The 24,651-nt window shown below is 33.1% G+C and carries 18 protein-coding genes and 1 riboswitch; of the genes, 3 read left to right on the top strand and 15 right to left on the bottom strand.

Annotated features, from left to right (window positions below; all coding sequences use genetic code 11):
* Positions 1–105 precede the first annotated feature (105 nt).
* The 7 genes from K8B81_RS04720 to K8B81_RS04690 form a co-directional block, all read right to left on the bottom strand.
* The gene (locus K8B81_RS04720; protein ID WP_223679337.1) at positions 106–1,278 is read right to left on the bottom strand and encodes a trans-sulfuration enzyme family protein; all 1,173 of its coding nucleotides are present in this window, start codon (positions 1,276–1,278) and stop codon (positions 106–108) included.
* 135 nt (positions 1,279–1,413) lie between these two features.
* A complete protein-coding gene (locus tag K8B81_RS04715) occupies positions 1,414–1,839 on the bottom strand; it encodes an OsmC family protein (protein WP_026728534.1) in 426 nt (141 codons plus the stop codon).
* A 60-nt stretch (positions 1,840–1,899) separates the two neighbouring features.
* A complete protein-coding gene (locus K8B81_RS04710; RefSeq protein WP_223679335.1) occupies positions 1,900–2,997 on the bottom strand; it encodes a leucine-rich repeat domain-containing protein in 1,098 nt (365 codons plus the stop codon).
* Positions 2,998–3,036: 39 nt separating this feature from the next.
* Positions 3,037–5,448, bottom strand: coding sequence for a bifunctional aspartate kinase/homoserine dehydrogenase I (gene thrA, locus K8B81_RS04705; RefSeq protein WP_223679333.1), 2,412 nt, complete (start codon positions 5,446–5,448; stop codon positions 3,037–3,039).
* A 21-nt stretch (positions 5,449–5,469) separates the two neighbouring features.
* A complete protein-coding gene (locus K8B81_RS04700) occupies positions 5,470–6,432 on the bottom strand; it encodes an alpha/beta fold hydrolase (RefSeq protein ID WP_223679331.1) in 963 nt (320 codons plus the stop codon).
* A gap of 77 nt (positions 6,433–6,509) precedes the next feature.
* Positions 6,510–6,617: riboswitch (SAM riboswitch) on the bottom strand.
* A gap of 186 nt (positions 6,618–6,803) precedes the next feature.
* On the bottom strand, positions 6,804–7,004 hold the full coding sequence (locus K8B81_RS04695) for a hypothetical protein (RefSeq protein WP_223679329.1): 201 nt from the start codon (positions 7,002–7,004) through the stop codon (positions 6,804–6,806).
* A 685-nt stretch (positions 7,005–7,689) separates the two neighbouring features.
* The gene (locus K8B81_RS04690) at positions 7,690–8,997 is read right to left on the bottom strand and encodes an O-acetylhomoserine aminocarboxypropyltransferase/cysteine synthase family protein (RefSeq protein WP_223679327.1); all 1,308 of its coding nucleotides are present in this window, start codon (positions 8,995–8,997) and stop codon (positions 7,690–7,692) included.
* A 920-nt stretch (positions 8,998–9,917) separates the two neighbouring features.
* Between K8B81_RS04690 and metK the strand changes: the two genes are divergently transcribed.
* Entirely contained in the window at positions 9,918–11,168 is a 1,251-nt protein-coding gene (gene metK / locus K8B81_RS04685) for a methionine adenosyltransferase (protein ID WP_223679325.1), read from the top strand.
* A 218-nt stretch (positions 11,169–11,386) separates the two neighbouring features.
* On the opposite strand, the gene K8B81_RS04680 is transcribed toward metK, so the two are convergent.
* Both K8B81_RS04680 and K8B81_RS04675 read right to left on the bottom strand, forming a co-directional pair.
* Entirely contained in the window at positions 11,387–14,074 is a 2,688-nt protein-coding gene (locus K8B81_RS04680; RefSeq protein WP_223679323.1) for a carboxypeptidase-like regulatory domain-containing protein, read from the bottom strand.
* Between the two features lie 42 nt (positions 14,075–14,116).
* Positions 14,117–15,007 carry a GLPGLI family protein gene (locus tag K8B81_RS04675; protein ID WP_223679315.1) on the bottom strand — a complete coding sequence of 297 codons (891 nt, stop codon included), beginning with the start codon at positions 15,005–15,007 and terminating at the stop codon, positions 14,117–14,119.
* Between the two features lie 220 nt (positions 15,008–15,227).
* Between K8B81_RS04675 and K8B81_RS04670 the strand changes: the two genes are divergently transcribed.
* Together K8B81_RS04670 and K8B81_RS04665 are read left to right on the top strand one after the other, a co-directional pair.
* Positions 15,228–16,043 (top strand): hypothetical protein, encoded by an 816-nt coding sequence (locus K8B81_RS04670; RefSeq protein WP_223679313.1) that lies wholly within the window; start codon positions 15,228–15,230, stop codon positions 16,041–16,043.
* Positions 16,043–16,657 carry a deoxynucleoside kinase gene (locus K8B81_RS04665; RefSeq protein WP_223679311.1) on the top strand — a complete coding sequence of 205 codons (615 nt, stop codon included), beginning with the start codon at positions 16,043–16,045 and terminating at the stop codon, positions 16,655–16,657. The genes K8B81_RS04670 and K8B81_RS04665 overlap by 1 nt, the downstream gene beginning before the upstream one ends.
* Before the next feature lie 172 nt (positions 16,658–16,829).
* Here K8B81_RS04665 and K8B81_RS04660 read toward each other — a convergent pair whose 3' ends face one another.
* The 6 genes from K8B81_RS04660 to K8B81_RS04635 all read right to left on the bottom strand — a co-directional run bounded on the left by K8B81_RS04660 (position 16,830) and on the right by K8B81_RS04635 (position 24,429).
* Positions 16,830–17,849 carry a DUF2931 family protein gene (locus K8B81_RS04660; protein ID WP_223679309.1) on the bottom strand — a complete coding sequence of 340 codons (1,020 nt, stop codon included), beginning with the start codon at positions 17,847–17,849 and terminating at the stop codon, positions 16,830–16,832.
* A gap of 76 nt (positions 17,850–17,925) precedes the next feature.
* Positions 17,926–19,323, bottom strand: coding sequence for a T6SS phospholipase effector Tle1-like catalytic domain-containing protein (locus K8B81_RS04655; protein WP_223679307.1), 1,398 nt, complete (start codon positions 19,321–19,323; stop codon positions 17,926–17,928).
* A gap of 3 nt (positions 19,324–19,326) precedes the next feature.
* The gene (locus K8B81_RS04650) at positions 19,327–19,497 is read right to left on the bottom strand and encodes a hypothetical protein (RefSeq protein WP_223679305.1); all 171 of its coding nucleotides are present in this window, start codon (positions 19,495–19,497) and stop codon (positions 19,327–19,329) included.
* Positions 19,498–19,509: 12 nt separating this feature from the next.
* A complete protein-coding gene (locus K8B81_RS04645) occupies positions 19,510–20,856 on the bottom strand; it encodes a type VI secretion system Vgr family protein (RefSeq protein ID WP_262902682.1) in 1,347 nt (448 codons plus the stop codon).
* Between the two features lie 29 nt (positions 20,857–20,885).
* Complete coding sequence (locus tag K8B81_RS04640; protein WP_223679303.1) at positions 20,886–21,230, bottom strand: hypothetical protein; 345 nt, start codon at positions 21,228–21,230, stop codon at positions 20,886–20,888.
* Between the two features lie 322 nt (positions 21,231–21,552).
* The gene (locus tag K8B81_RS04635; protein WP_223679301.1) at positions 21,553–24,429 is read right to left on the bottom strand and encodes a helix-turn-helix and ligand-binding sensor domain-containing protein; all 2,877 of its coding nucleotides are present in this window, start codon (positions 24,427–24,429) and stop codon (positions 21,553–21,555) included.
* Positions 24,430–24,651: the final 222 nt, after the last annotated feature.

Raw genomic sequence — 24,651 nt, 5'->3', positions numbered from 1 at the left:
CTTTTTGTAATAACAAACACTAAAATCAAATGACGATTTAATAGTAAAAATTACCATTAAAATCGTCATTTCTATAATTGAAATAATTACCTAAGGAATTCAAAATCAGGAAAGGGCTTGCTCTAAATCAGCAATAACGTCTTTTACTGTTTCCAAACCTACAGAAACGCGCACTAAACCTTCCGTAATTCCAACAGCTAGTTTCTCTTCCAAAGATAATTTGCTGTGTGTAGTTGATGCCGGATGAGTAACAATTGTTTTTACATCACCGATATTTGCTGAAAGTGAGCACAATTGAATTTTATCCAAAAATTTACGTCCTGCTTCGATTCCGCCTTTAATTTCAAATGCAATAATGTTACCTCCTAAAAGCATTTGCTTTTTGGCAATTTCATATTTTGGGTGTGATTTCAAGAACGGATATTTCACACTGTTTACATTTGGGTGACTTTCTAAAAATTCGGCAACTTTTAAGGCATTTTCGCAATGTCTGTCAACACGAACAGCCAAAGTCTCTAAACTTTTTGACAATACCCATGCATTAAACGGAGACATTGCCGGACCTGTATTTCTTGAAAACAAATATATTTTACGAATTAACTCCGCATCACCAACTGCAACACCTCCTAAAACACGTCCTTGTCCATCTATTAATTTTGTAGCAGAATGCACTACGATATGCGCTCCGTATTTAATTGGCTGTTGAATATATGGCGTAGCAAAACAGTTGTCAATTATTAAAATCAGATTATGTTTTTTGGCTATTTGCCCTAATAACTCTAAATCAATTACATCAACACCCGGATTTGTTGGTGTTTCAGCGTATAAAATTTTAGTATTTGGCTTAATAAAACCTTCAATAGTTTCCGGCTTGTTGATATCAAAATAGGTTGTTTCAATATTCCATTTTGGGAAATAAGTCATAAACAACGCATGAGTCGATCCAAAAACGCTTCCCGCAGAAACAATATGATCACCAGATTCCAGCAAAGCAGCAAAAGTGGAATAAATTGCAGCCATTCCGGTTGCGGAAGCATATCCTGCCTCAGCACCTTCCATAGCGCAAACCTTATCTACAAACTCTGTTGTGTTTGGATTACTGAAACGGGAGTAAATATTCCGTACTTTTTCTTCAGTGAAAGACGCTCTCATATCTTCTGCATCTTCAAATACAAAACTTGAAGATAAATACAAAGGGGTTGAATGTTCCTGATATTGCGATTTCTCTAAATGTGTTCTGATGGCCTGGGTTTCAAAACCAAATTCTTCTGTATTCATTGTGTGTTGTTTTTTGTTTTTTTGTTTCAGGTTTCAGGTTTCAGGTTTTAAAAACAGAAATCTTAACTAAAACAAGTCAATTATTTATGCGTAATCTGAACATTTTCTAATTATCTAATTGACTAATTATTTAATTTATAAAGCTTCGTTGTTCAAGACAACTTTGTATTTAATTGTTGCAGTCGGTTCAACTGTTTTGGCAACTGAACAGTATTTCTCGAAAGAAAGTTGCGCTGCTTTTTTTGCCTTTTCTGGATTGATTTCTCCTTCTAAATAAAAAACCACATCGATTTCTTTAAAAGGTTTTGCTTCTTCGATTTGAACTCTTGTTCCTTCAACCTCAGCATTAAAAGAAGTGATTTCCTGACGCTGTTTTTTTAAGATTGAAATCATATCGATAGCACTGCATCCTGCAACTCCCATTAATACCAATTCCATTGGACTTGCACCTAAGTCGCTTCCGCCAAATTCGGCTCTGCTGTCAACGTCAACTACATGTCCGCGTTCATTTTTTACTTTAAAATGAAATGCGTCATTTACTCTGTTTAAAGTTACTTTCATTGTGTTTTTATTTTTTTTGTTTTTTATTCAATACTATGTGATTGTCTTTATTAGCTGTTGTTATATTGAGCAAGAAGTACTAACTCCTGCTCTTTGATTATTATTCTTTACACTCTCCAAAACTTTGTTTTTCATTGAGACATCACAACAAATGTGTCTTAGATAAAAGTTATTAGAAAAATCTAAAACAGATAATCTTGGCGATCCTTTTACAGTTAAAGAAGTCAATTGATTTGACTCACAATGTAAATAATTCAAATCTTTCATCCCAATAACATTTAGATTTATTAGTTTATTTGAATGACAATATAAGGCCGTTATGGTATTTATTCCTGTAAGGTCTAAGGAGGTTAATTGATTAGAATAACAACTTAAATAAATTAATTTTTTTAACCCTTGAACATTCAAATCCGTTAATTCATTCTCAAAAGCCATTAAAAGCTCCAGACTTTCTAATCCTCTAAGATCTAAGCTTTTTAATTTATTTTCACGACAAGTTAAATCTCTTAAAGATCTTAAGCCCTTTAAATTTAAATTCTTTAATTGATTGGCACTGCAATCTAGATTGGTAAGAGAACTAAAACCATCAACATTCAAAGTTTCAATTCTATTATAACAGCATATCAATTTTTTTAAAACATCAGATTTCTCAATATTTAGAGAATTTAATTGATTTTCGGCACAAAATAAATTTTCTAAATTCACCAAACCTTTTATATTCAAACTAGTAAGCTTATTTGTTGAACAATCTAAATGTTCTAAAATTAAGCACTTTTGAATCTCTAATATTTGTAACTGATTATTATAACATTCTAGTTTCTTTAATTTTTCTAATCCATTTAGATTCAAAGAAGTCAACTCGTTGCCTATACATTTTAAGGCATTTAAATTCTTAAAGTTCTCAATCCCTTCCAGATTTGAAATGTTCGCATTTATAAGTACTAATTCAAAAACATCTTCAGCCTCATTAGCCTGAATTTCACCATCGTCATTCTGATCTATTTTTAGAGATTTATTATTTTTATCTTTCGCTATATAGCTCGAAGTCGATGATTCTAAAAGTTTTGCTTTAAAATTGGCATCAACAATTTTTATCTTTTGTGCAGAAACAGAAAAAAGGTTAAAAACTAAAACTAAAAAACAAAAAGATATTTTCATAATTATTTATTGGCTTCCAAATTAAATTCTATAAATCAATTACCCTTTATCCGATAATCTCAAAATATCTCCAAAAACTCCTCTCGCAGTTACCGCAGAACCTGCTCCGGCGCCCTGAATTACAATTGGTCTGTCTCCGTAAGATTCTGTGTAAATTTCGAAGAAAGAATCGGAACCTTTTAATCCTCCAAGCGCTGTGTCAGAAGGCACTGAAACTAATTTTACTTCCAGATTTCCTTTGTCATTTTGCAAATCACCAGACAATTCGCCAATGTATCTTAATACGTGATTTGGTTTTTGCTCAGCTTTAATTTTATCATAAATCGGGTCGAATTCTTTCAGTTTGGTTAAGAAATCTGAAACATTTCCTTCACGTAAATGTTCCGGAATTAAATTCTGAATAGAGATTTCTTCAAATTCATTCTGCAAATCTAATTCCCTTGCCAAAATCAATAATTTTCTTCCCACGTCATTTCCACATAAATCTTCACGCGGGTCAGGTTCAGTATAACCATTATCAATTGCCTCTTGTAAAATTTCGCTGAACGGAGCATTTTTCGCAGAGAAATTATTAAATAAATAGCTCAATGTACCAGAGAAAACACCTTTTATCTTAGTGATATTCTCACCAGAAAGATGCAGTAATTTTATCGTATCAATTAAGGGTAAACCTGCACCAACATTGGTTTCGTACAAATAGTTCTTTTGGTTTTCTGCCAGAACTTTTCTTAATTCTTTATAAAAACCATAACTCAGTGTATTAGCCACTTTGTTAGAAGAAATTAAATCGAAACTGCTTTCTGCAAACTTGATATAATTTTCTACAAATGAAGCACTTGCCGTGTTATCAATCGCAATTAAGTTCTCTAAATGGTATTTGTCTGCATAGTCAATAATATCCTGAATCGTATAATCAAGTCCTTTGTTCTGGATTTCATTTTTCCAGTCCGAAGTCAAACCATTTTTATCTAAAATTAGTTTTTTAGAATTTGCGATAGCAAAAACATTCAATTTAATCCCTTTACGTTTTTCGATGGCATCCGCCGATTCTAAAATTTGGTTGATCAAAGTTCCGCCTACTAATCCGTGACCAAAGACAGCGATATTAATTTTCTTGGAAACCCCAAAAATCTCTCCGTGAATTACGTTTAACGCTTTATTCAGTTCTGATTTTTTAACCACCAAACTCACGTTTTTGCCCGTAACGGTGTTGTTAAATAATATCGGAACAATTTTATTCTTGATTAAAGCGGTGTAAGGCTTATGAAAAGTACTCAAATCCTGTCCAATAATCGAAATAACTGAAACATTATCGGTTACTGTAATCTGGTTCACATCTTTCGAATAAAAGTCATTTTCAAATTCTTTCTCCAGTTCAACCATTGCTGTAGTTGCTTTATCAGTCGCCACAACAAGCCCGATTCCTCTTTCTGAAGAACCCTGCGAAATAATGCTTACACTGATATTGTTATCGCCCATTACTTTAAAAATTCGGGCATCAACTCCTGCCTTTCCAAGGAGTCCGCGACCTTCAAGATTTAAAAGGGAAACGTTTTCAAGAACCGAAAGTGTCTTGATTCCTTCTTTAGCCGAATCAGAAGTGATTAAAGTGCCGCGATTTTCATGATTGAATGTGTTTAGGATTCGAAGAGGAATATTTTTTTCCAACAAAGGAATAATCGTTTTGGCATGCAGAATTGTTGCCCCAAAATTGGCTAATTCATTTGCTTCATTGAATGATAAAAATTCGATTTTTTTAGCATCTTCAACTAAATCCGGATTTGCGGTATAAATTCCGTCAACATGCGTAAAGTTTTGTAATTCTTCTGCATTCAAATAATTAGCAATTAGGGAAGCCGTGTAATTACTGCCGTTTCTTCCTAAAGTTGTAGTGTCATTATTATTATTCGAACCAATAAAACCAGTTATGATATTCACCTTTTTATCGTGTTCTTTAAAATAATTAACCACATTTTTTTTGGAAAGCTGTTCCAAAGGCTGCGCATCACCAAATTTAGAATCTGTTTTAAGCAAATCCCTTGAATCGGTAAAATTTGCCGGAATACCTTTTTCTACCAAAATAGCGGTTAATAATTTAGCCGAAAGCAATTCGCCTTTAGACAAAATCTGATCTTTGATTTTGTTACTATAATCGCCAATCAGACTTACCCCTTCATAAAGTTTATCCAGAATGGTAAACTCTTCGGATAAATCAACCTGAGGATAATCTGAAATTTGGTAGGTTTTAAAATTTTCTAATAATCGTTTGTAGTCGCCGTTTTTAGCAGCAATTTTTAAAATATATTCCAGTTCATCTGTAGCGTTTCCTCTTGCAGAAACTACTACGGCAATTTTTTCGCCCTGATTTACTTTCTCGGCAATGATTGAGACAACTTTGTTAAGTCCTTCTCCGTTTGATAATGATTTACCACCAAATTTTAATATCTTCATTGTATCTTGTTATTATTTCTGCTAAAAAATAGCAGCAAGTAAATTATCTAATTGTTTGTACTCGATTAAAAAAGCGTCATGGCCGTGCACCGAATTTATTTCGCTGTAAAAAACATTTTCCTTGAACTTTTTTAATTCATTATAGGTTTCCAGATTTTCTTTTGGTGTAAAAAACAAATCTGAATCGATTGCAATAATGTGAATAGCTGCCGATGTTTTAGAGAGAAGCGTTTCAAAATCATCACTATTTCTCGTAATATCTATGGTTTTCAGCAACTGGTTCATCAGTTTATAAGAGGAAAGCTGATAACGTTGCTGCAACTTTTTACCATGATGTGCCAGCCAGCTTTCTATATTAAAAATCAAAAGATCCTGATTAATTGTGCGCTGAAATTTTTCTTTGAATGATTCTGGAGAACGATAACATAACATCGCATGAATTCTGGCATCTTCAATTGGTTTTGACGAATGGTTCAGGATTTGTTCCTGTAAAAAACAGTTGGCAATCATCCAGTCTGTCGATTTCCAGTCGGTTGCAATAGGAATTAATTTTTTGGTGATGTTTGGAGCCAATGCCAGCATTTCCCATGCAATTCCGCCACCAACTGACCCCCCTATAATAGCATAAAGCTGTTCAATATTCAAAGTTTCGATTCCCTTCAAAAAGATTCGGGCAACATCCCTTGCCGTAAAATCCTGATAATTTTCAATACTGAAAGAATCGCTTCCGTTACCCGGAACGTTAAAAGCTAAAACGGAATATTTAGTCGTGTCGATTGTTTTTCCTTCTCCAATTAAATCATTCCACCAGCCATTTTCACCAGTAACCTGCGCATTTCCTGTTAAGGCATGATTGACCAGAATAATGGGAGCACTGTGTAATGGCAAACCAAAAAGTGCAAAACTTAAGGGTAATGAATTATATAAAGCACCACTTTCAGTAGTGAAATCTTTTAATATGATAGGGTTTGGTATACTTTCCAATTTCAAATCTTTTATTTTTTGATTTGTATATGGAAATATTAGAAAGAAAGTCTAGAACGAAACTAGAAAAACTCTTATTGTTATCTTTCCACGTTGGGCGTGGTAGAATGCAGCACCTTCTTCGCTTTACCGAAGGGTTGCTAAGGATTCATCGGGTCTAATCCCTCGTCCTTTCTTTATAACATTTCAATACGTTTCTGAACTTAACGGTGCAAATTAACTACTAATTTCTTAAACAAACAAATTTATCTCAACAGATTCTTTCGCTTATTCAATATATCACAAACAAAAACTATTGTACGCAAAAAATTACCGAACAAAAATGCCCAGTAAAATTAAGCAGGTATTACCTATTTGAAATGCTTTTTATTTTAGATGAAAAGCGTTTCATTTTCTTTAGAATACATTAAAAACAATAAAGAGTCCGGATTTTTCTTTTCAGTTTTAGTATTGTTTTCAGTAACTCCAAATCTTGGATGTATCAATTCATTTTTTGGCGGCGGGTTATTTTTTTTAGTCCTTATGTTTTTCAATGTAGAAATCTTTTTTGCCAGGTAGTTCAAAGTGCTCATGATATTAGTGTTTAGTTTGTTTATTTATATTGAATTATTTTTTTCTCTTTTATTAAGTCTTTTAAAACAAAAGACCCTTTTGGTTTCAGATGCCAAAAGGGTCAAGTTATTTTAACTTACAATACTTTTGGAATCAACAGACGCATACACGAATAGCTGCGACACTGAACATCTTGTTCATCTGAAGGGACTTATTCATCTGTGATTTATTTGTTATTTTTAAAAATTCTAGCATTTGTCGTATAATTAAAAAAGCCTCTCAAAATATTTTGGGAGGCTTTGCTATATTTGATATTGTTCTTACAATTTTAAGCAATAGACACCCAAACGGTTTCTTTCGAAATGGCGCAAAACATTTTATAGGAATTAAACATATCTTCAGTAGTTTTTGGGTTTAACAAATATGCGAAAGTTTTTTTTATTTACCAAATATTTACGCACAAATTCAATAAAAAAACAATTTTTTAACGTTAAAAACATCTTACAAAAATTACATCGTTTGAAATCCACGTTAAAACTTACAAATTACTTCATTCGTTCATTAGCTTTCTCCATAAATCAGTCTTTCAAAGAACATTGTTATATGAATACCTTTCTAAATTATGCTTAAAAATGTAATTCAAAAAAAAATCACCTTTGGTAAATGAATACCAGAGGTAATTTTCAAACAAAAAACAAAAAAACTTTAATTTTTATTAAAGACTGTATTATGTGATTTGGCAACAGTTGCAAAAACGGTTTTCAAATCTGCAATTAAATCTTCTATATCTTCAATACCTACTGAAAGACGGATTAAATCTTTTGAAACTCCTGTTTCCAGCTGCTCTTCATCTGTTAATTGCTGATGAGTAGTACTGGCCGGATGAATAATAAGTGATTTCGTGTCACCAATGTTTGCCAAAAGCGAGAATAACTTTGTTTCATCAACAACTTGTTTGGCCGCTTCGTAACCTCCCTGCAAACCAAAAGTAATGATGCCGCTCTGACCTTCTGGTAAATATTCCTGTGCTAAATCATAATATTTACTCGATTTTAATCCCGGATAATTTACCCAGACCACCTGATCTTGTTTCTCCAACCATTCCGCTAAAGCCAACGCATTTTCGCTATGTTTTTTAATTCGGATTGGCAAAGTTTCCAGTCCCTGAAGAATTTGAAAAGCATTGAACGGACTCAAAGCTGATCCAAAGTCGCGTAATCCTTCAATTCTTGCTTTTGCGATAAAGGCTGCATTTCCAAGGGCTTCGTGATAAACCAATCCGTGATATCCGAGTGAAGGTTCTGTAAATTCAGGAAATTTTCCGTTAGACCAGTCAAAAGTTCCGGCGTCGATAATAACACCACCCAGTGAAGTTCCGTTACCTGAAAGATATTTCGTCAGTGAATGAATGACTATGTCTGCTCCGTGCTCAATTGGGTTTAACAAATAAGGAGTTGCGACTGTATTATCTACAATAAAAGGGACTTTGAAGTTTTTGGCTTCCGCAGAAATTGCTTTTAGATCTAATACATCTAATTTTGGATTTCCAAGTGATTCAACAAAAAATGCCCTGGTATTTTCTTTTGCCGCTTTTGTAAAGTTTTCTGCTCTTGAAGGATCTACAAAAGTAGTTGTAATTCCTAAACGCGGCAAAGTGACTTTTAAAAGATTATAGGTACCTCCGTACAAACTATTTGACGCTACAATATGATCGCCTGATTTGAGCAGAGTCAATAAAGTTGTAGCAATAGCTGCTGCCCCTGAAGCTGTCACGACTGCCCCGATTCCGCCTTCAAGCGAAGACAGTCTTTGCTCTAACACGTCATTAGTCGGATTATTTAATCTTGTATAAATAAATCCCGCCTCTACCAAACCAAATAAATTGGCAGCATGGTCCGAATTATTAAAAACATAGGATGATGACTGGTAAATTGGTACTGCTCTTGTCCCAGCGTTTTTAGTAACGTCATGTCCTGCGTGTAGTGCGTTTGTTGCGAATTTTTGTGTGCTCATGATTTCTTAGTTTTTTAGATTATTATTCTTATTTTTTATTATTATTTTATTGTAATTGATTTTTGGGATTGAATATATTAAATGAAAAGATTTTCATTTTCTGCAGAATACATATGCGCAAGAAGTGAATTTGCTTCATTAGAATACAACTTGCCTTTTTTCAAACTGAAATTTGATTTTTGATTTTGAACTATTCCAAGAATATTTTTGGGTTTAATTGATCTTAAGATTCTATATATAATTTTCATGATTTTTAATTTTAAATTAACGGAATAAAAAAAGCCCTTTCGGATGGTGGCCGAAAGGGCTATAGTAGGAACTATAACAAAGATTTATCTTTACTTTCAGCAGCAGCAGTGCAGGATACACATAGGCATCATACAACATATCATTATTTTATTTGCTACTGAATTACTCATTTTTATTTTATATTTTATTTTCTAGTTAAACTCAAAAAAAAACCTCTACAAATTGCAGAGGTCTTATTGTTATTTTTAGTTTTTTAATTCTAAACAATAGTGTACCCCTCGGAAGTTTCCGAGATCATGCAACACATTTTTTTAGTAATTAAATTCATTTCTCTTATTGTTTGTACTGCAAATTTGAGAACTTTTTTTCAAACCGCCAAACAAAAAGCAAATTAATTTCAATTACCCTATCAATTTAATATACTAATGTTAAATTTATATCTAAAAAAATAAAAAAAGTTGAACTTTAATTTGCAAATCAAAATGGTTTTGTACTTTTGCACGCGAATACAGAGGAAAAATTTGAACTGATTGCAACCTCTTCATAATGAAATGGTTCGTTATGAATACTGAAAAACAGATTTCGGTAGTAAAAAATGCTAAAGCAGAAACTCTTCTTTAGACATTTTCAGCAATTATTTTCCTCGCTTAATTTTAATTTAATACATTATTATGGCTTATTTATTTACGTCAGAATCTGTTAGTGAAGGGCATCCAGACAAAGTTGCAGATCAAATTTCGGATGCATTAATTGATAACTTCTTAGCATTTGATGCTGACTCAAAAGTTGCATGTGAAACTTTAGTTACAACTGGTCAGGTAATTTTGGCCGGAGAAGTAAAATCGAATACGTATCTTGATGTACAGCAAATCGCGCGTGAAGTAATCCGTAAAATTGGATATACTAAAAGTGAATATATGTTTGAGGCGAATTCGTGTGGAATTCTTTCAGCAATTCACGAGCAGTCTGCAGACATCAACCAAGGTGTTGACAGAGCTAAACCAGAAGAGCAAGGTGCAGGAGATCAGGGAATGATGTTTGGTTATGCAACTAATGAAACTGAAAACTATATGCCATTGGCGCTTGATCTGTCTCATAAATTATTACAGGAATTAGCTATTTTAAGACGTGAAAATAAGGAAATCACTTATTTACGTCCTGATGCTAAATCTCAGGTAACCTTAGAATACAGTGACGATAACAAACCAACCCGCATTGATGCAATTGTAATATCGACACAACATGACGATTTTGACGAAGAAGCTGCAATGTTAGCTAAAATCAAAAAAGATGTTATCGAGATTTTGATTCCTAGAATCATTGCTAAAAACCCGGAACACGCTCATTTATTCAACGATAAAATCAACTACCATATTAATCCAACAGGAAAATTCGTTATTGGAGGACCTCACGGAGATACTGGTTTAACAGGAAGAAAAATTATCGTTGATACCTACGGTGGAAAAGGTGCTCACGGTGGTGGTGCTTTCTCTGGAAAAGATCCAAGTAAAGTAGATAGAAGTGCTGCTTATGCAACTCGTCATATCGCTAAAAATTTAGTTGCTGCTGGTGTTGCTGATGAAATTTTAGTTCAGGTTTCTTACGCCATTGGAGTTGCTGAACCAATGGGAATTTTCATTGAAACTTATGGCACATCAAAAGTAAATTTAACTAATGGTGAAATTGCTAAGAAAGTAGAAGAGTTATTTGACATGCGTCCTTACTTTATCGAACAAAGATTAAAATTAAGAAACCCAATTTACAGTGAAACTGCTGCTTATGGACACATGGGACGTAAACCAGAAACGGTTACTAAAACTTTCTCTGCTCCAGGAGGAAATGAAAAGACAGTTACTGTTGAATTGTTTACATGGGAAAAACTTGATTTTGTAGATAAAGTAAAAGCTGCTTTTGGATTGTAAAATCAGATTATTCAGACTGACTTAAATCGCTAGATTCTTTTTAGTCATAAACATAAAAAACCCCGATTTCTAATTTTTAGATTCGGGGTTTATTTTTATGTGAATAAATCTAGAATTTCTATTAACTCTTTTTAGCCCTGATGGGAACGGCATCCTTTTTCTCGCTGCTGCCAGCGAGGAAAAGATATAGTGGACAGCAGGATTAGCTTCTACTACAACTACAAATTATATTTCATAGAAAAAATGATGTATCTCGGCTGGACTGTGTATTGAGAAACTCTTGTTGAGAACTGCGAAAAGTTGTCATCATTGAGATATTTGGTGTTTAACAAGTTGGTAGCTGCAATTTTATATTCCCATTTGCTGTTTTTCTTCTGATAAATCAAACTGGCGCTCAAAAAATCATATTCGTTATCAACTGATTTGTTTCCGTTGTAGTAATGATAGAATTCATACTCAGAAACGAAAGAAAAACTATCCAGAAAATAATAGTCTAATTTTGCAAACGGCTTATCGGTATAAAAAGTCGAGCCGCTGTATTTGTTGATCAGCATATTATAACCAAACTCAATATTGGGCAGATTTTTATAATTCGTAGAAGCTTTTATAGTATAACTTTGAGTAAAACTCTCTGTTGTTGCAGGCTCTCCATTTTGTCTATTATTGAATTTTGACCAATTAAGACTTGCAGTTGCTGAAGCTTTGTAATTTTTTAAAAATGAACGTCCATAATTTCCCATTCCGGAAAGGGTTTCGTCTGCCAAATTAGAATTATATGGTACTGATGACTGGTTTATTCCTTCGAAATCGGCTTCAGTTTTTATAGCATCTACTTTTCTGGTATAGGTTGCATTAGCAAAAATGTTCTCAAAATTGAACATATTATATTTGAAGTAGCGGAGCGAATGTACTTGCGAAGTTGCATTTTCGAGGGAACGATTTCCACGAAACAAACTGCTGTAATCTGACAGAACATAACCTTCAGCCAATTGATTGATATCTGTAAAATCATTAGTCAAAGAAAAATTATAAGTCAGTGTTTCTGATTTTTTGATTTGATATAAAGCAAAAAAATCAGGCAATATTTTTGTGAAGTTCTGCGAATAATCTGTACCTGATTGTGTGTTTGTCATTGTATAGGAATGCAGGCTGACACCGGGAGTCAAGGTAAATTTTCCGGCTAAAATCTTGTAATGAAATCCTAAAAAAGTATCATTAAAATTATAGTTCACATCATTATTATTTGACGGATCATTCAAATCATTTTTATCTCCGTTATCCAGAATCTGAAAAATGTGAGAGTTGAAATTTTGGTACGAATAGGTATTTCCTAATGTTATATTGATGTTGCTTTTTGGCGTCACCATATAATAGTAATCCAGCTTCGTATCCAGTTTATTGGTTTTTACAAAACGGTTCTGATTCAGATCATTTCTTTGCTGACCTGAAGTGTAACCCAATAAATCAAAAGGCTGTGTGCGTAAATTGGCATTATAAAAAGGGTTTTCGTCCTGATATAAATGCTGCATCTCAAAAGCAAAAATATTTTTGTCGCTTTGTGTGTAATACAAGCTCAGATTTTGATTTATAGAAGTCGGATCTTGTTTTTTGGCCGTAAAAATAGTTTCTGAACCTGGGATGTTATTCACGACCTGCTCACGAAGCAAATCAGCATTTTCTTCCTGTTTGGTCAGTTTGGTTAAAATATCATAATCAAATTGAAATTTATCATTGGGTTTATAAGTCGAGCTTAATTTAAAAAGTCCCAGATTATTCTTTTGATGCGTCTCTTCGTCTCTCTTTTGCTGATCTCCTGAAGCTAAAATTGTGGTTTGAGATTTCGTTTCTAAATCGGTTTTTGAGGTCGAAAGAATTCCAAAACCGCTAATATTCCATGCTTTATTTACAGAATAGGCGAAATTTGTGGCACCAAATTTAGTTTCAATTTCCTTTGCCCGATTATTTCTTAAAAGTGAAATTCCTACGTCATTGGACGAAACATTAAAATTGCTTCCGCCTTTTTTCATCATATTTTTAAATCCGCCTGTGAATTTAAAATAATCCTGTGCTGTCATTGGCAACTCTCCAATGTTATTAAAATTCGTAATTAAATTTATACTGTATTTTGGACTGTAATAAAACAATTTCGGATTGATTACATAACGACTATCGAGTTCTGCAACCCCAGTTCCTGCGGTAACATCACCAAACCAGAAGTTCTTTTTACCTTCTTTCAATTTAATGTTCATCGCTACATTATCCTGATCATTTTCAAGACCTTTTAAAGCGCTGACCTCATTATAATTTCTTAAAACCTGAATTTTATCAATGGCATCAGCCGGAATATTTTTGACTCCCAATTTGGTATCCCCATCAAAAAAGTCTTTTCCTTCGACCATTAATTTGCTGACCTTTTTCCCTTCTACTTCTATTTCTCCATCTGCATTTACCTCAACACCGGGTAGTTTTTTAAGCACATCCTCGAGTTTCCTTTCGGTTCCGGATTTAAAAGAATCGGCATTATAAACGATGGTATCACCTTTTATAGAAACCGGCATTTCACGGACAATTTCGACGCCTTCTAATTCAATTCCGGTTCCATCCAGAACTATGCTTTGAGATATATTTTCAGATTTGGTTGCAACGGATATTTCTTTAGATTTCATTCCCAAATAACTTACTTTTATAGTATAAGCCGTATTTGGTTTTAAGGTGAGCTGAAATTTCCCTTTATCATTGGTAATTCCGTACGAATCCATTGCTTTTGTACTATTATTTATAGCCATGATGTTGGCCATTTCCAGCGGATTTTTTTGGTCATCCTGAATAAATCCATCAAAGCGGACACTTTGAGAAAAACTCAAAGAAGTAAATAAAAAAGCTACGAAACAAAGTATTTTGTTCATTAATAAAGATGATTAAGATAAATATAAATTAGAACAGGTATTTTATCTCCCCATCATGGGTGGACCTCCTGCACGGCCACGATTCATTTCCCTAAACTCTTTCATCTTTTTTACAACTGTTTCGTCATACTCTTTCTGCGAAATTTCTTTTCCTTTGGATGGTGCTTTGATATCTGCTTTTTCTTTGGCATTCAAAACAATTTTTGAACACAAAATAGTGGTTGTCCCATCATTAACTTCTAAAATCAAACCCGGTAATCCCCAATAATTTTCCGGACCCTGATTAATTGGGATTTCAGGCGTGTACCAGGCTGTTACAATTATTTCCTTTGGGATTTCAAAACTGTCTTCAAAGTTGGTTTTTGTATCCCCGGATGTTTTTTTTGCGTCATCTTTTTTATCATCATTATTTTTAGGCCTGAAATTTCTAAAATCAGTTTGACTCGCTTCTTTTACAGCAGTTGCTTTGTAACAATTATACCCACCAATTTGTTTGGTTTCCTGTTCTAATTTCCAGTTTAATCTTGGCAGGGAATCTTTTACCAGAAATTCTTTACCCATGAATTCTTTATCGACCGCATAGGTTTTACTTTTAACATCTTTATAAAAAGTGCCGCCCCCGCCCATCATAGAGCTCATCATCATTCTCATTCCGCCGCCTTGCTGTCCGGGAGTTTCTAATTTTTCTTCTTCTTTGTAAATAGAAGCCGATTTATTGAAGTTTAGTATAAATGTTTTTTCTAACATTTGCTTCATTCTTTCTTCGATGCTTTTTTGCATTTCAGGTGTAATATCACGGTTTCCTGCACGCATTCCATCAAATTTAGGTGCCTGTGTTTTTGACTCATAAACAGCCATTCCCTGAAAATCTTTCTGCGCCTGTACCTGACTGAAAGCAAGTACTAAAAGCAAATAATATGGTAATTTTTTCATTGTTTCTTTTTTAAATTTTAAGTAAATCCGATAAAACTTACATTCAAATGTATTATTAATTTTAAAATACCAAAAGTTAAATATATCAATTGAGCCAGCCTATAGACAAAACAGCTTATTAATTAGACCATTAGAATGCCTAAAAGTTTAAAATCAAATACAATTAAAAAAGCATCTTGATGTAGTTTTTTGTAATTTGCACTTTAGAAATGCAATTAAAATGAGCAAAATACCAGGCATAATTTTATTTTTACTTTTTTTCTTCTGTTCTTTTTCGATTGTTTTGGGTCAGAGTTCAAAGAAAATCCCAACTCCTGTTTCCAATTTTACTACTGATGCTGATGATTTTTTAGGTTATGACTCTTTTGGATATTCTTATGAGATAAAAAATGATGTTTTCAGAAAAATAAAAGGAAACGAAATTTTTGAATATAAGAATATTTCATTGGGAAAAATCACAAAAGCAGATATTCTGAATCCGCTTAAAATTGTATTGTTTTATGAAGATTTCAACAGTGTGGTTTTGCTTGACAACCAATTAAATAAAATTTCGGAGATTAATTTTTCTCAAAATAATTTTCCGATTGTAACAAACGCCACCGGTATGTCAACACAAAATCAGTTATGGATCTACAATACCTTAAACCAGCAAATTGGTCTTTTTGATTATTTAAAAAATGAGTACAAAACTGTTTCAACACCATTAACAGAAAATATAAAATTTTATCAGACCGATTTTAATACTTTCTACTGGATTGATGAAAAAAACAATTGGTTTTTATGTGATATTTTTGGCAAAACCACCTCTTTAGGAAAAGTTTCTGACTTTGATAAAATACTGATTTTAAGCCCAAAACAATATATTTTCAGCAAAGCTAATTTGCTGTATTTTAAAGACATTCATAAGGATGGATCTGAAAGTGTTTATGAAATTGAATTACCGCAAAAATCATTACATAAATTCTATTGCAAAGACCAAATTTTATCTATTTTTACACCTAAAGAAATTACCAATTATAAAATCGTAATACCGTAATGCACATAGCAATAGCAGGAAATATAGGCGCAGGAAAAACAACTTTGACTAAATTACTGGCCAAACATTTTAAATGGGAGCCCCATTATGAAGATGTTGTTGACAATCCATATCTGGATGATTTTTACCATCAGATGGAACGCTGGTCCTTTAATTTGCAGATTTATTTCTTAAACAGCCGTTTTCGCCAGGTGCAGCAAATTCGGGAAAGTGGAAAAAAAATCGTTCAGGACAGAACTATTTATGAAGATGCTCATATTTTTGCTCCCAATCTATATTCGATGGGTTTAATGACTACCCGTGATTTTGAAAATTATACTTCTTTATTTGAATTAATGGAGTTATTGGTAAAACCACCTGATTTACTAATTTATTTAAGAAGTTCTATTCCGAATTTAGTTGGGCAAATCCACAAACGCGGACGCGAATACGAAAACTCTATTTCAATTGATTATCTGAGCCGCCTGAACGAAAGATATGAAGCCTGGATTCAGACTTATTCGAAAGGAAAATTACTGATTATTGATGTGGACAATATTAATTTTGTTGACAATCCTGAAGATTTAGGAAACATCATCAACAGGATTGACGCCGAATTGAATGGATTGTTTTAGGAATATACTTTAAGAAAAAAACAAAATGCCTCTGAGATTACGGAGGCATTTTTATTTTATTATTTCTTTTTTTTAACTAATGGCAGTGGCTTTGTAAATCCTTCCTGTAACTTATTGTCTCCATTAAATCGAATAAAGAAATTATTATTCACAATCTTTAACTCAAAAAACATCAATAAGGAGTAGGTTTAGTAAATGACTCCTGCGAAATAATAGCATCTTTCATGTCTATTTCAGTAGTTGCTGTTTTTAGTTTTATCGAAATTCCTTTTGTTTCCCTAGGTTTTGTATTTCGGTCTATTTCAATTATAAATTTGATTTTTTCTTCTGCTTTGATAGTCTCAAAAAGGGCCTTGGACTTTTTTTCATCAAAGAAAATATCACTTTCCATGCGTCTGTCATTAACATCATGCCAGACAATATTTATTTTTCGGGGAACTGCTCTTTCTTTTATTGGCATTACATTTCCATTTAAACTTAAAAAAATTGATTCGAACTCTCCATTAATATAATTAATTCCGATAGTCTCTACTTTGTCTTCTTTTTTAACAATTGGCGTAATAGGATATTTTTTAAAAAGAGTTTCCCAATATCCAAATGGGATTGTGCCGTTTTTAATCTGGTCTAATATGTCTTGTGGTAAATCTTCATTCATATAATTGACATATTTAGTAATGCCTTCTTTATCTTTCATTGTTTCATGCGCAATTCCCCAATCTACGGTTTTATCCTCATACGCCTGATACCTACCTACAATAATCATATTTGATTGACTAAATACATATAAAACAACCATTCCTCCAGGGAACAATCCTGCATTAATAACAAAATAATAATCTTTTACAATACCAACTTTTTTAGTTTCAACATCCCAGTAGGGTCTTTCATTACCGTTAATCATTAATGCTTCTATTTTTTCAGAATCCAGTTTAAAAATACCAGAATAACTTTTGTTTTCTGTATAGGAAAGCCATGTTATATCCAGTATTTTAGGGGCTATTCCGGTAGCTTCTCCGGACGAAGAACCATCATTGTCTCCTAAGTCCTCGCTGTTTATTATTCTGTTAAAAGGCATATAAACATAACCACTTTTGGGTTGGTCACTTAATAACAAATGCCCCGAAAATATTTCAGCAGGGTAGTTTTTAGGTGTACAAACAGCAGCTGTCCAATTATATTTTTTTTCTTCCATTTTATCTTGACATGAGATGAGCGTAATATTTAAAAACGCTGTTAGTATAAATAATTTAAAAGCTTTTTTCATATTCCTATCCTGAAATTATTTTTCGTTTTCTAATAATGTTACTTAGATTGTCCATCTGAGGTTCCATCCCTATGCCGTCCATACTGGCAGAACAATGCAAATATTTGTTACGTAAGTCTGGCAGCAAATAATAATCGGTGACTTTTGTATTAAAATCATCAATTTCCTGTTGGTTTTTCCATTCTTTTTTTCGTTTCGATTCTATTTGTTTTTTTGTATAAAATTTCATTTTAGATTTATTTTCAAAAGCATAAGCATCTATTCTTTCTTTAACTTTATTTAATTCTTTTGGAATCTTATAATCTTCATTGAGAATCTTATATTTCCATGGAATTTTATATTTCCGTTTTCCAAATTCTGCCATAAGGTGCAGAATTACAAAACTATATTTATTACTAAGAGTCCTTGTGCCTTTTAAATAATAAGGAACTAATGAAGGTAAATCTTTTAATTGATCAGGATTAAACCAACCCTGCTCCAGAACATATTTTTTTTCAGCTTCGATTATTGGGGCAGATTCTGTAAGTATTACAATTTCTTCTCCATTTTTATATCCACCGCCAATATCTGAGTGACAGCCCGGAAGTGTAAGCTCAATGCTGTTAGCTCCCGCACTGGCAATATTGGTAAGTGGGAAATTCTCGCGGTATTCATCTTCTGCGGTAAGGTGCACTGTAAACCCAACAGCAGGAATTTGTAGTGGTACTTTGTCAGCATCAATATCATCAAAAACATTACTGCCGTAAGAAGAAACTGTATCGTATAATCCTAAAAATCGTATTTTTATTCGATAGGGTTTTACTTTATACCCCAGCTCTTTAAATGCTTTGCCTAAATACCCCTGATTATAAGTATCTCTATCTTTGGGATTTTTTACCTTATACAATTCATTTACAAAAATACGGGCTGCTGTAGCACCGCGACTAAAACCAAAAATATCTACATACAAGGTACTTATATTTAGTTCTTTTTCTTCTTGCAATTTTTTTACAATATCCTGACATCCTTTTTCTACTTTTTCAAAAAGTCCTGTTTCCCCTGTGCCATATCCCTGACCTCGGGTAAAATCGCCGTAATAATCAAGTGTCCCATCTTCATTTTTATCCGGATTTTTAGTTCCGATTCCTTCTACATAAATAGAATAATAATGTTTTCCCTTCACATTTAAATAAGCATTTTCTAATCTGTCCACATTAGAATGATCGTTTCCATAACTGGTGTTTGACCCATCGTTACTTGACGCGTAGCTATTTTTTAATTCAGGATCCTTTCTCCTTCCCTCAATATTCTCTCTGTTGTTTGAAGTACCATCAAAGAAAACACCCAGATAAACATCATTTCTTTCTTTATTATCTTCTTTTGGTGGTTCAAATCTTGGTTTTCCAAATAGTATATTACTCATATATTAAGATTTATTACCTTTAATGTTTATCTTTTTTCCTGAAATTAATGTCAAATTTTCTTTTGTTGCCACTATTACTATTTTTTCAGCAGTTTCGTGCATAGTACCTGAAAAACTCGTGTGTGTATTTTTTATTATTACTTTTAAATTCTTTGCTGTTTTATTAATTGCCATAATTATTGTTTATTAAAAGAAATTTGATTTTTCGACACTATTTATTTCTACCGTTTTATTAGTACTTTCTAAAAGCATATTTTCTTTAGTACTAAAAATTGTTACTTCTTCGGCATGATGCGTCGATTCTAATGAACTTCGAATATATGTCTGTTCGATGATTTCTGTTTTGTTATTAGAACTTTCTATTATATCTCCACCGGCATTTTGTGTTAGGTCATTTCCTGCTGCCTGTACTATATCTTTACTTGCCTCAATTTCAACATCCTCACCTGCACTGACAGATACATTTTTACCTGCCTTAATGCTAACATTCTCACCAGCATTCAAAGTCAAATTCTTTCGCGCATTAACAGCAATATTTCCCTGACCATCCATTTTCCAGGTATTACCACTCGGATCTTCAATCAAAATACTTCCCTCTCCGTCGTTCAAAATAAATTTGATTCCCGAACGTGTGTGGATCGCTTTTACATTATTCTGACCATCTGCATAACCGCTGGATTGGCTTCCGTTATACTGTGTTCCCAAAACATACGGATTCTGTGCATTGTCGCCTTCAAAACCTACTAAAACTTCTTCACCGATTTCAGGAATAAAGTAAAATCCTTTTCCGGAACCTGAATGTGGCTGTATCATTCGTAGCCACTCACTTGAATTGTTTCCGCCTGCCCAGTTGAACCGTACTTTTACACGTCCTAATCCTTCCGGATCGTTGTTGTCTTTTACTTTCGCTGGCTGTGTTTCGGCTTTGGCAAATACATGTACGTCTGTATAATGTGGGGCTGCAACGTCTGCCGGAATAGCCTTGAAATTACAGGAATAGTTTCCGTGGACCTGAGAAATGTGTGTTACTTCTGTCACAATCAGTTCGTGTTCTACAGTCTGGTTTATGATGCTGAAAACCTGTCCAAGTCCTAAAGGAAAATAAGATATTCCGCTGTAATAAACACTATTGGCGTCGCTGCCTGCGGTCTGCAGTCTGACCATTTCCTGGATTTCTTCGCTGCTTTGGGCATTGGTGGTGTAAGCTCCATTGTTCAAATCGTTTTGGGCAACGGTTCCCTGGTTATGCCCTACAACGGAAGAAAAACTGTCTTTGCTTCCCGAAGATGTTCTTGCTGCCGAATTACGAATATTGGATGCCCCATTGTAATCATACCCTCCCAAAGAAATTTTATGGGAAGCCATGTTGGTCTGGATTTTAAATCCATGCAGCGAAGACCCGTTGATGAGTTTTATTTTGCTGGTTTTGGTCTGTCCGAACTGCATCCGCATTCCGTCAAAATAAAACCATTGGCCGTATCGGCTGGCCAATCGTTTCAAGAAATCAAAATTGGTCTCATTGTACTGGGCCAGGTATTTGAATTCCTGAAGATACGTGGATTTTATAGCATCTCTTTCGTAAATTCTCCCGGACCTTCTGCTAAAATATCCAGCACGATATCATTCATGCCCCTTTGCTGGTAGGTCCTTGACTTTTTCATATCGTCCAGAACAATAGTGTGGCTGATCCCTTTGACATGCAATCCTTCGGGGCTGCCGTGAAGATCTACAGAGGAGAGTTCTGTTATGATTCCTTTGCTCATCAACCTGATTCCGGTAAGACTTTTAAAGGTAAAGATAACTTCATCCCCAAGATACGTTCGCAATGCCTTTGCCTGATCTGCAGGGTTTATGATCGCCTTTCCTGTGTATTGCCAAACAAAAGAAAAATGATGGTGATCGGCCATCTTTTGTGACAGTTCTAAATTATGATAAACGACGTTTTGGGTAAAGCTCCCTATGCTGATATGTACCTGTTCTGAAAAATGTCCCATAAGTGATTTGGCGAATATATTAAGTAAGAATTTTTTCTCAAAAATAGACTTTAAAACTAATTTCACAAATGTTCTGTCGATATTTTTGTAAATATTTTACTTCACAAATAAATTACCGTGTTTTCTAAAAAAAGAAAGAAACATATAGTCATAAAAAAACATCCAAAATCAAGTTTATTTTGGATGTTGGAATGTTCTGCTTACTTATAAAACCGCACAAAGCAAGATTATAACACTATATACTCATTAAAAACCCAATTAGATTTTCTTTTTTATTTAACCCAAGTTTTTTTCTTAACCGGTATCTGGCCAATTCGACTCCTCCATTGGATATATTCATGATTTCGGCTATTTCTTTAGTGGACATATTCATGAGCAGATAAGTTGATAAATCCAATTCTCTGGGAGAAATTGTTGGGTATTTTTCTTTTAATCTTTTTAGGAAATCAAAATGTACATTCTTAATATGCTTTTCTAAATCTTTCCAGCTTTTATCCGTATTTACTTCTTTTACAATACTTTTATGGAGCTTATTAAATTCAGATTTCGTGGCATCATCTAATATGTTTGTATCAATATCTTTTAGTTTGCTTATTATGCTATTCAGGGTTTTATTTTTCTTTACGACCTGTAAAGAGTTATTTACCAGCTCTTTGTCTTTTGCCAGAATCTTAATTTGAAGTTTGTCGTTTTTTAATTTTTCAATTTCTTTTTCTAGCTCATGCTGCTCCTGTCTTATTTTAGATTCCTTTTCCAGGTATAAACGTCTTTGCTCAATGGTTTCATAGTATTTATTTTTTCTGATCTTTAGTTTAATCCTGTTCGAAATCACATATATACCAACAGAAATTAAAAGCAAATAGGAAATATAAGCTAAAAAATGCCTGTACCATGGAGGTGAAATCGTAAATTTGACCTGATCTATTTCTGAAACTATACCAAAACTGTTTTTGGCTCTTAATTTCATTGTATAATTGCCTTCCCTTAAATTCGTATATTCTTTAATTGCAACAGAAGACCAGCTGCGCCAGGTATCTTCAAAAGGTTCTAATTTATAAGAATAAGTAACATTTTCCTGATTTTCGAACACAGGCGAAGAAAAAGTAAACTTAACACGATTGTCACTATAAGACAAATTAAACAGTTTGTCAATTGTTTTTAGATTCCCCGTTATAATAGTATCTCCCGGAAAAGAAAAACTTTCTATAAAAGCAGTTGGTTTTGTTATAAATGTATTCGGAATTGTAGCGTCATAGTGTGTTAATCCATCGGTTAGTCCAATGAAAATATTTTTGGAGTCAATTCTGTTTATTGATATATAGCTGTTGACCAGATTCCCCGTTAAATTAGAGAATGGCGCTTCTTTTCTAACGTATTTTTCATTGTCTGATTTTTCTAATACGCCAAGAGACTGATTGAATGAATACCATAAATTTCCTTTAGAATCCTGAATTAAGGTATTAATTAGCGGAATATTTTTAAAAAGACTGCTCATTTTTCTGTCTTCAAAAAAATCATCCTGATCTTTAGAAAATCTGTAAAAATGATTTTTTGTCTGAAAATAAATTTTATTATTAATTAATTGCACACTTTCAATTCCTTTATTGACTACAGATATCCGGGTATGTTTTTTTATCGATTCAAATTTCTTCAGATCATCAGAAAGTCCCATCTGATATAAGTAGGGACTTTTTCTGAACCATACATAATCATTGTCCAATTCGACTTCGAAAGTACTGGTGGTTTCATCAAAACCCTGAACCTGATTTATAAACTCAGCGCTGTCTGATCCAATTTTAAAAATTGAAAAACCATTATAATGCTCTCCGATGGCATATTCAGGATGTCTGGGTATCTGTTTCAATCCAAAATATCCTCTGGTATCCAGTATTTTTGACACCTTATTATTTTCTATCACTAAAGCGCCGCTATTGCTGGAACATACTAAAACATTATTTATAACCTGAATATTCCATGCCTGAGCTATTGTTCCCTCGACCCTGTTAAAAGGTTCATCACTAAATGGAGTATTCCAGGAATGATAAAATAACCCCTGATTGGTTGCCACATACAATTTATTCTGATGCAATACAGATGCGTAAACTGTACCTATATTATAACTATAATCAAAATAGGTAAAAGGCGAATTTTCATTAATAAAGGTTATTCCGTTATCAAGTCCCAGCCAAAGATTATTTTTATTATCAACAAATGAAGTGAGTATCGTATTGTTTTGAAGTCCTTTTTGGCGATTAAGATGCTGAATTATATTTCCTTTCAAATCGCAAATTATTACACCACTTAAAACAGAATTTAGAACGATAAATTTATTTTTTATAATTGCTCCGCCAAGAGAAGTATTCTTTTTTATAAAACTATTTGCTTCATTATTCCATTCTGTTATGCTGTTAAAATCATAAACAAAAAGGCCTTTTTCGAGGGTAGCCAAAAGAATCTTGTTGTCAGGCAACGGAAACATGGCCCAAATCTCTTTATCATTTAGAACCTTTGTGCCTTTTAAAGAATATAATTTTTGATTTTTATATTCTAAAATTCCCAATTCCTTATCCTGAAAGTAAAGACGGTTCTTTACTACAAAAGAAAACTGAAACTTTCTTGGTGCATTTAGAACTTTAATTTTGTTGTTTTTGTAAAAAAGTGCTTTAGTAAAAGATTGGAAAATTACTTCTCCTTTAAAAATATGAATTCTCCATATTAAATTTATATCCCTTGCATGTTTGGGACTAATTAGCTTGGAAAGTGAGTAATATTTCAAATCTCCCTTATTCCCTGATTTAAAATAGCCAAATTCATTGTTCCCACCAACAAAAATTCTTCCTGTACCATCTATTTTCAAACTCCTTATTGCAGTATTATTTGGTAAAAAATATGTACGCCACGTAGAACCATCAAATTGAATCAATCCGCTATTATTTGCGAAATATATATTGCCATTTTTATCCTGATCGATACTCCAGTTTTGCGTTCCTCCTTTATATTCTGTTCGTTTATAATTTTTAAAATTAGGAGTTCCAATGTTTTTTACCTGGCTAAAACTGTTGAAAGCAAGCAGAAATAGAAATGTGTACAAAAAACAACTTAACGATTTCATATTTTTTAAACCCTTTTGTTATGAATAATGTATTTAATTGTAATTTTTACATTTATGCTAAATACGTAATTACAATAAAAACTATATACTAATGATTTATTTCAGTTTTGATAAATGTAGTGTTTTTTTATGATAATTAACATTATTATAACAATCCAACTAGTTTTTCAAATATTTGTAAATCAATTATTTAAAATTAATATGATGTGTTTTTGTAAAGTA

The organism is Flavobacterium hibisci, assembly GCF_020026925.1.
Lineage (GTDB): Bacteria > Bacteroidota > Bacteroidia > Flavobacteriales > Flavobacteriaceae > Flavobacterium > Flavobacterium hibisci.
This window is presented reverse-complemented; position numbering and strand designations above follow the sequence as displayed.

Excerpts from the sequence above, each read along its gene's own strand:
- K8B81_RS04720 (WP_223679337.1), bottom strand. The coding sequence starts at position 1,278 with ATGAATACAGAAGAATTTGGTTTTGAAACCCAGGCCATCAGAACACAT.
- K8B81_RS04715 (WP_026728534.1), bottom strand. The coding sequence starts at position 1,839 with ATGAAAGTAACTTTAAACAGAGTAAATGACGCATTTCATTTTAAAGTA.
- K8B81_RS04710 (WP_223679335.1), bottom strand. The coding sequence starts at position 2,997 with ATGAAAATATCTTTTTGTTTTTTAGTTTTAGTTTTTAACCTTTTTTCT.
- thrA (WP_223679333.1), bottom strand. The coding sequence starts at position 5,448 with ATGAAGATATTAAAATTTGGTGGTAAATCATTATCAAACGGAGAAGGA.
- K8B81_RS04695 (WP_223679329.1), bottom strand. The coding sequence starts at position 7,004 with ATGAGCACTTTGAACTACCTGGCAAAAAAGATTTCTACATTGAAAAAC.
- K8B81_RS04690 (WP_223679327.1), bottom strand. The coding sequence starts at position 8,997 with ATGAGCACACAAAAATTCGCAACAAACGCACTACACGCAGGACATGAC.
- metK (WP_223679325.1), top strand. The coding sequence starts at position 9,918 with ATGGCTTATTTATTTACGTCAGAATCTGTTAGTGAAGGGCATCCAGAC.
- K8B81_RS04680 (WP_223679323.1), bottom strand. The coding sequence starts at position 14,074 with ATGAACAAAATACTTTGTTTCGTAGCTTTTTTATTTACTTCTTTGAGT.
- K8B81_RS04675 (WP_223679315.1), bottom strand. The coding sequence starts at position 15,007 with ATGAAAAAATTACCATATTATTTGCTTTTAGTACTTGCTTTCAGTCAG.
- K8B81_RS04670 (WP_223679313.1), top strand. The coding sequence starts at position 15,228 with ATGAGCAAAATACCAGGCATAATTTTATTTTTACTTTTTTTCTTCTGT.
- K8B81_RS04665 (WP_223679311.1), top strand. The coding sequence starts at position 16,043 with ATGCACATAGCAATAGCAGGAAATATAGGCGCAGGAAAAACAACTTTG.
- K8B81_RS04660 (WP_223679309.1), bottom strand. The coding sequence starts at position 17,849 with ATGGAAGAAAAAAAATATAATTGGACAGCTGCTGTTTGTACACCTAAA.
- K8B81_RS04655 (WP_223679307.1), bottom strand. The coding sequence starts at position 19,323 with ATGAGTAATATACTATTTGGAAAACCAAGATTTGAACCACCAAAAGAA.
- K8B81_RS04650 (WP_223679305.1), bottom strand. The coding sequence starts at position 19,497 with ATGGCAATTAATAAAACAGCAAAGAATTTAAAAGTAATAATAAAAAAT.
- K8B81_RS04640 (WP_223679303.1), bottom strand. The coding sequence starts at position 21,230 with ATGGCCGATCACCATCATTTTTCTTTTGTTTGGCAATACACAGGAAAG.
- K8B81_RS04635 (WP_223679301.1), bottom strand. The coding sequence starts at position 24,429 with ATGAAATCGTTAAGTTGTTTTTTGTACACATTTCTATTTCTGCTTGCT.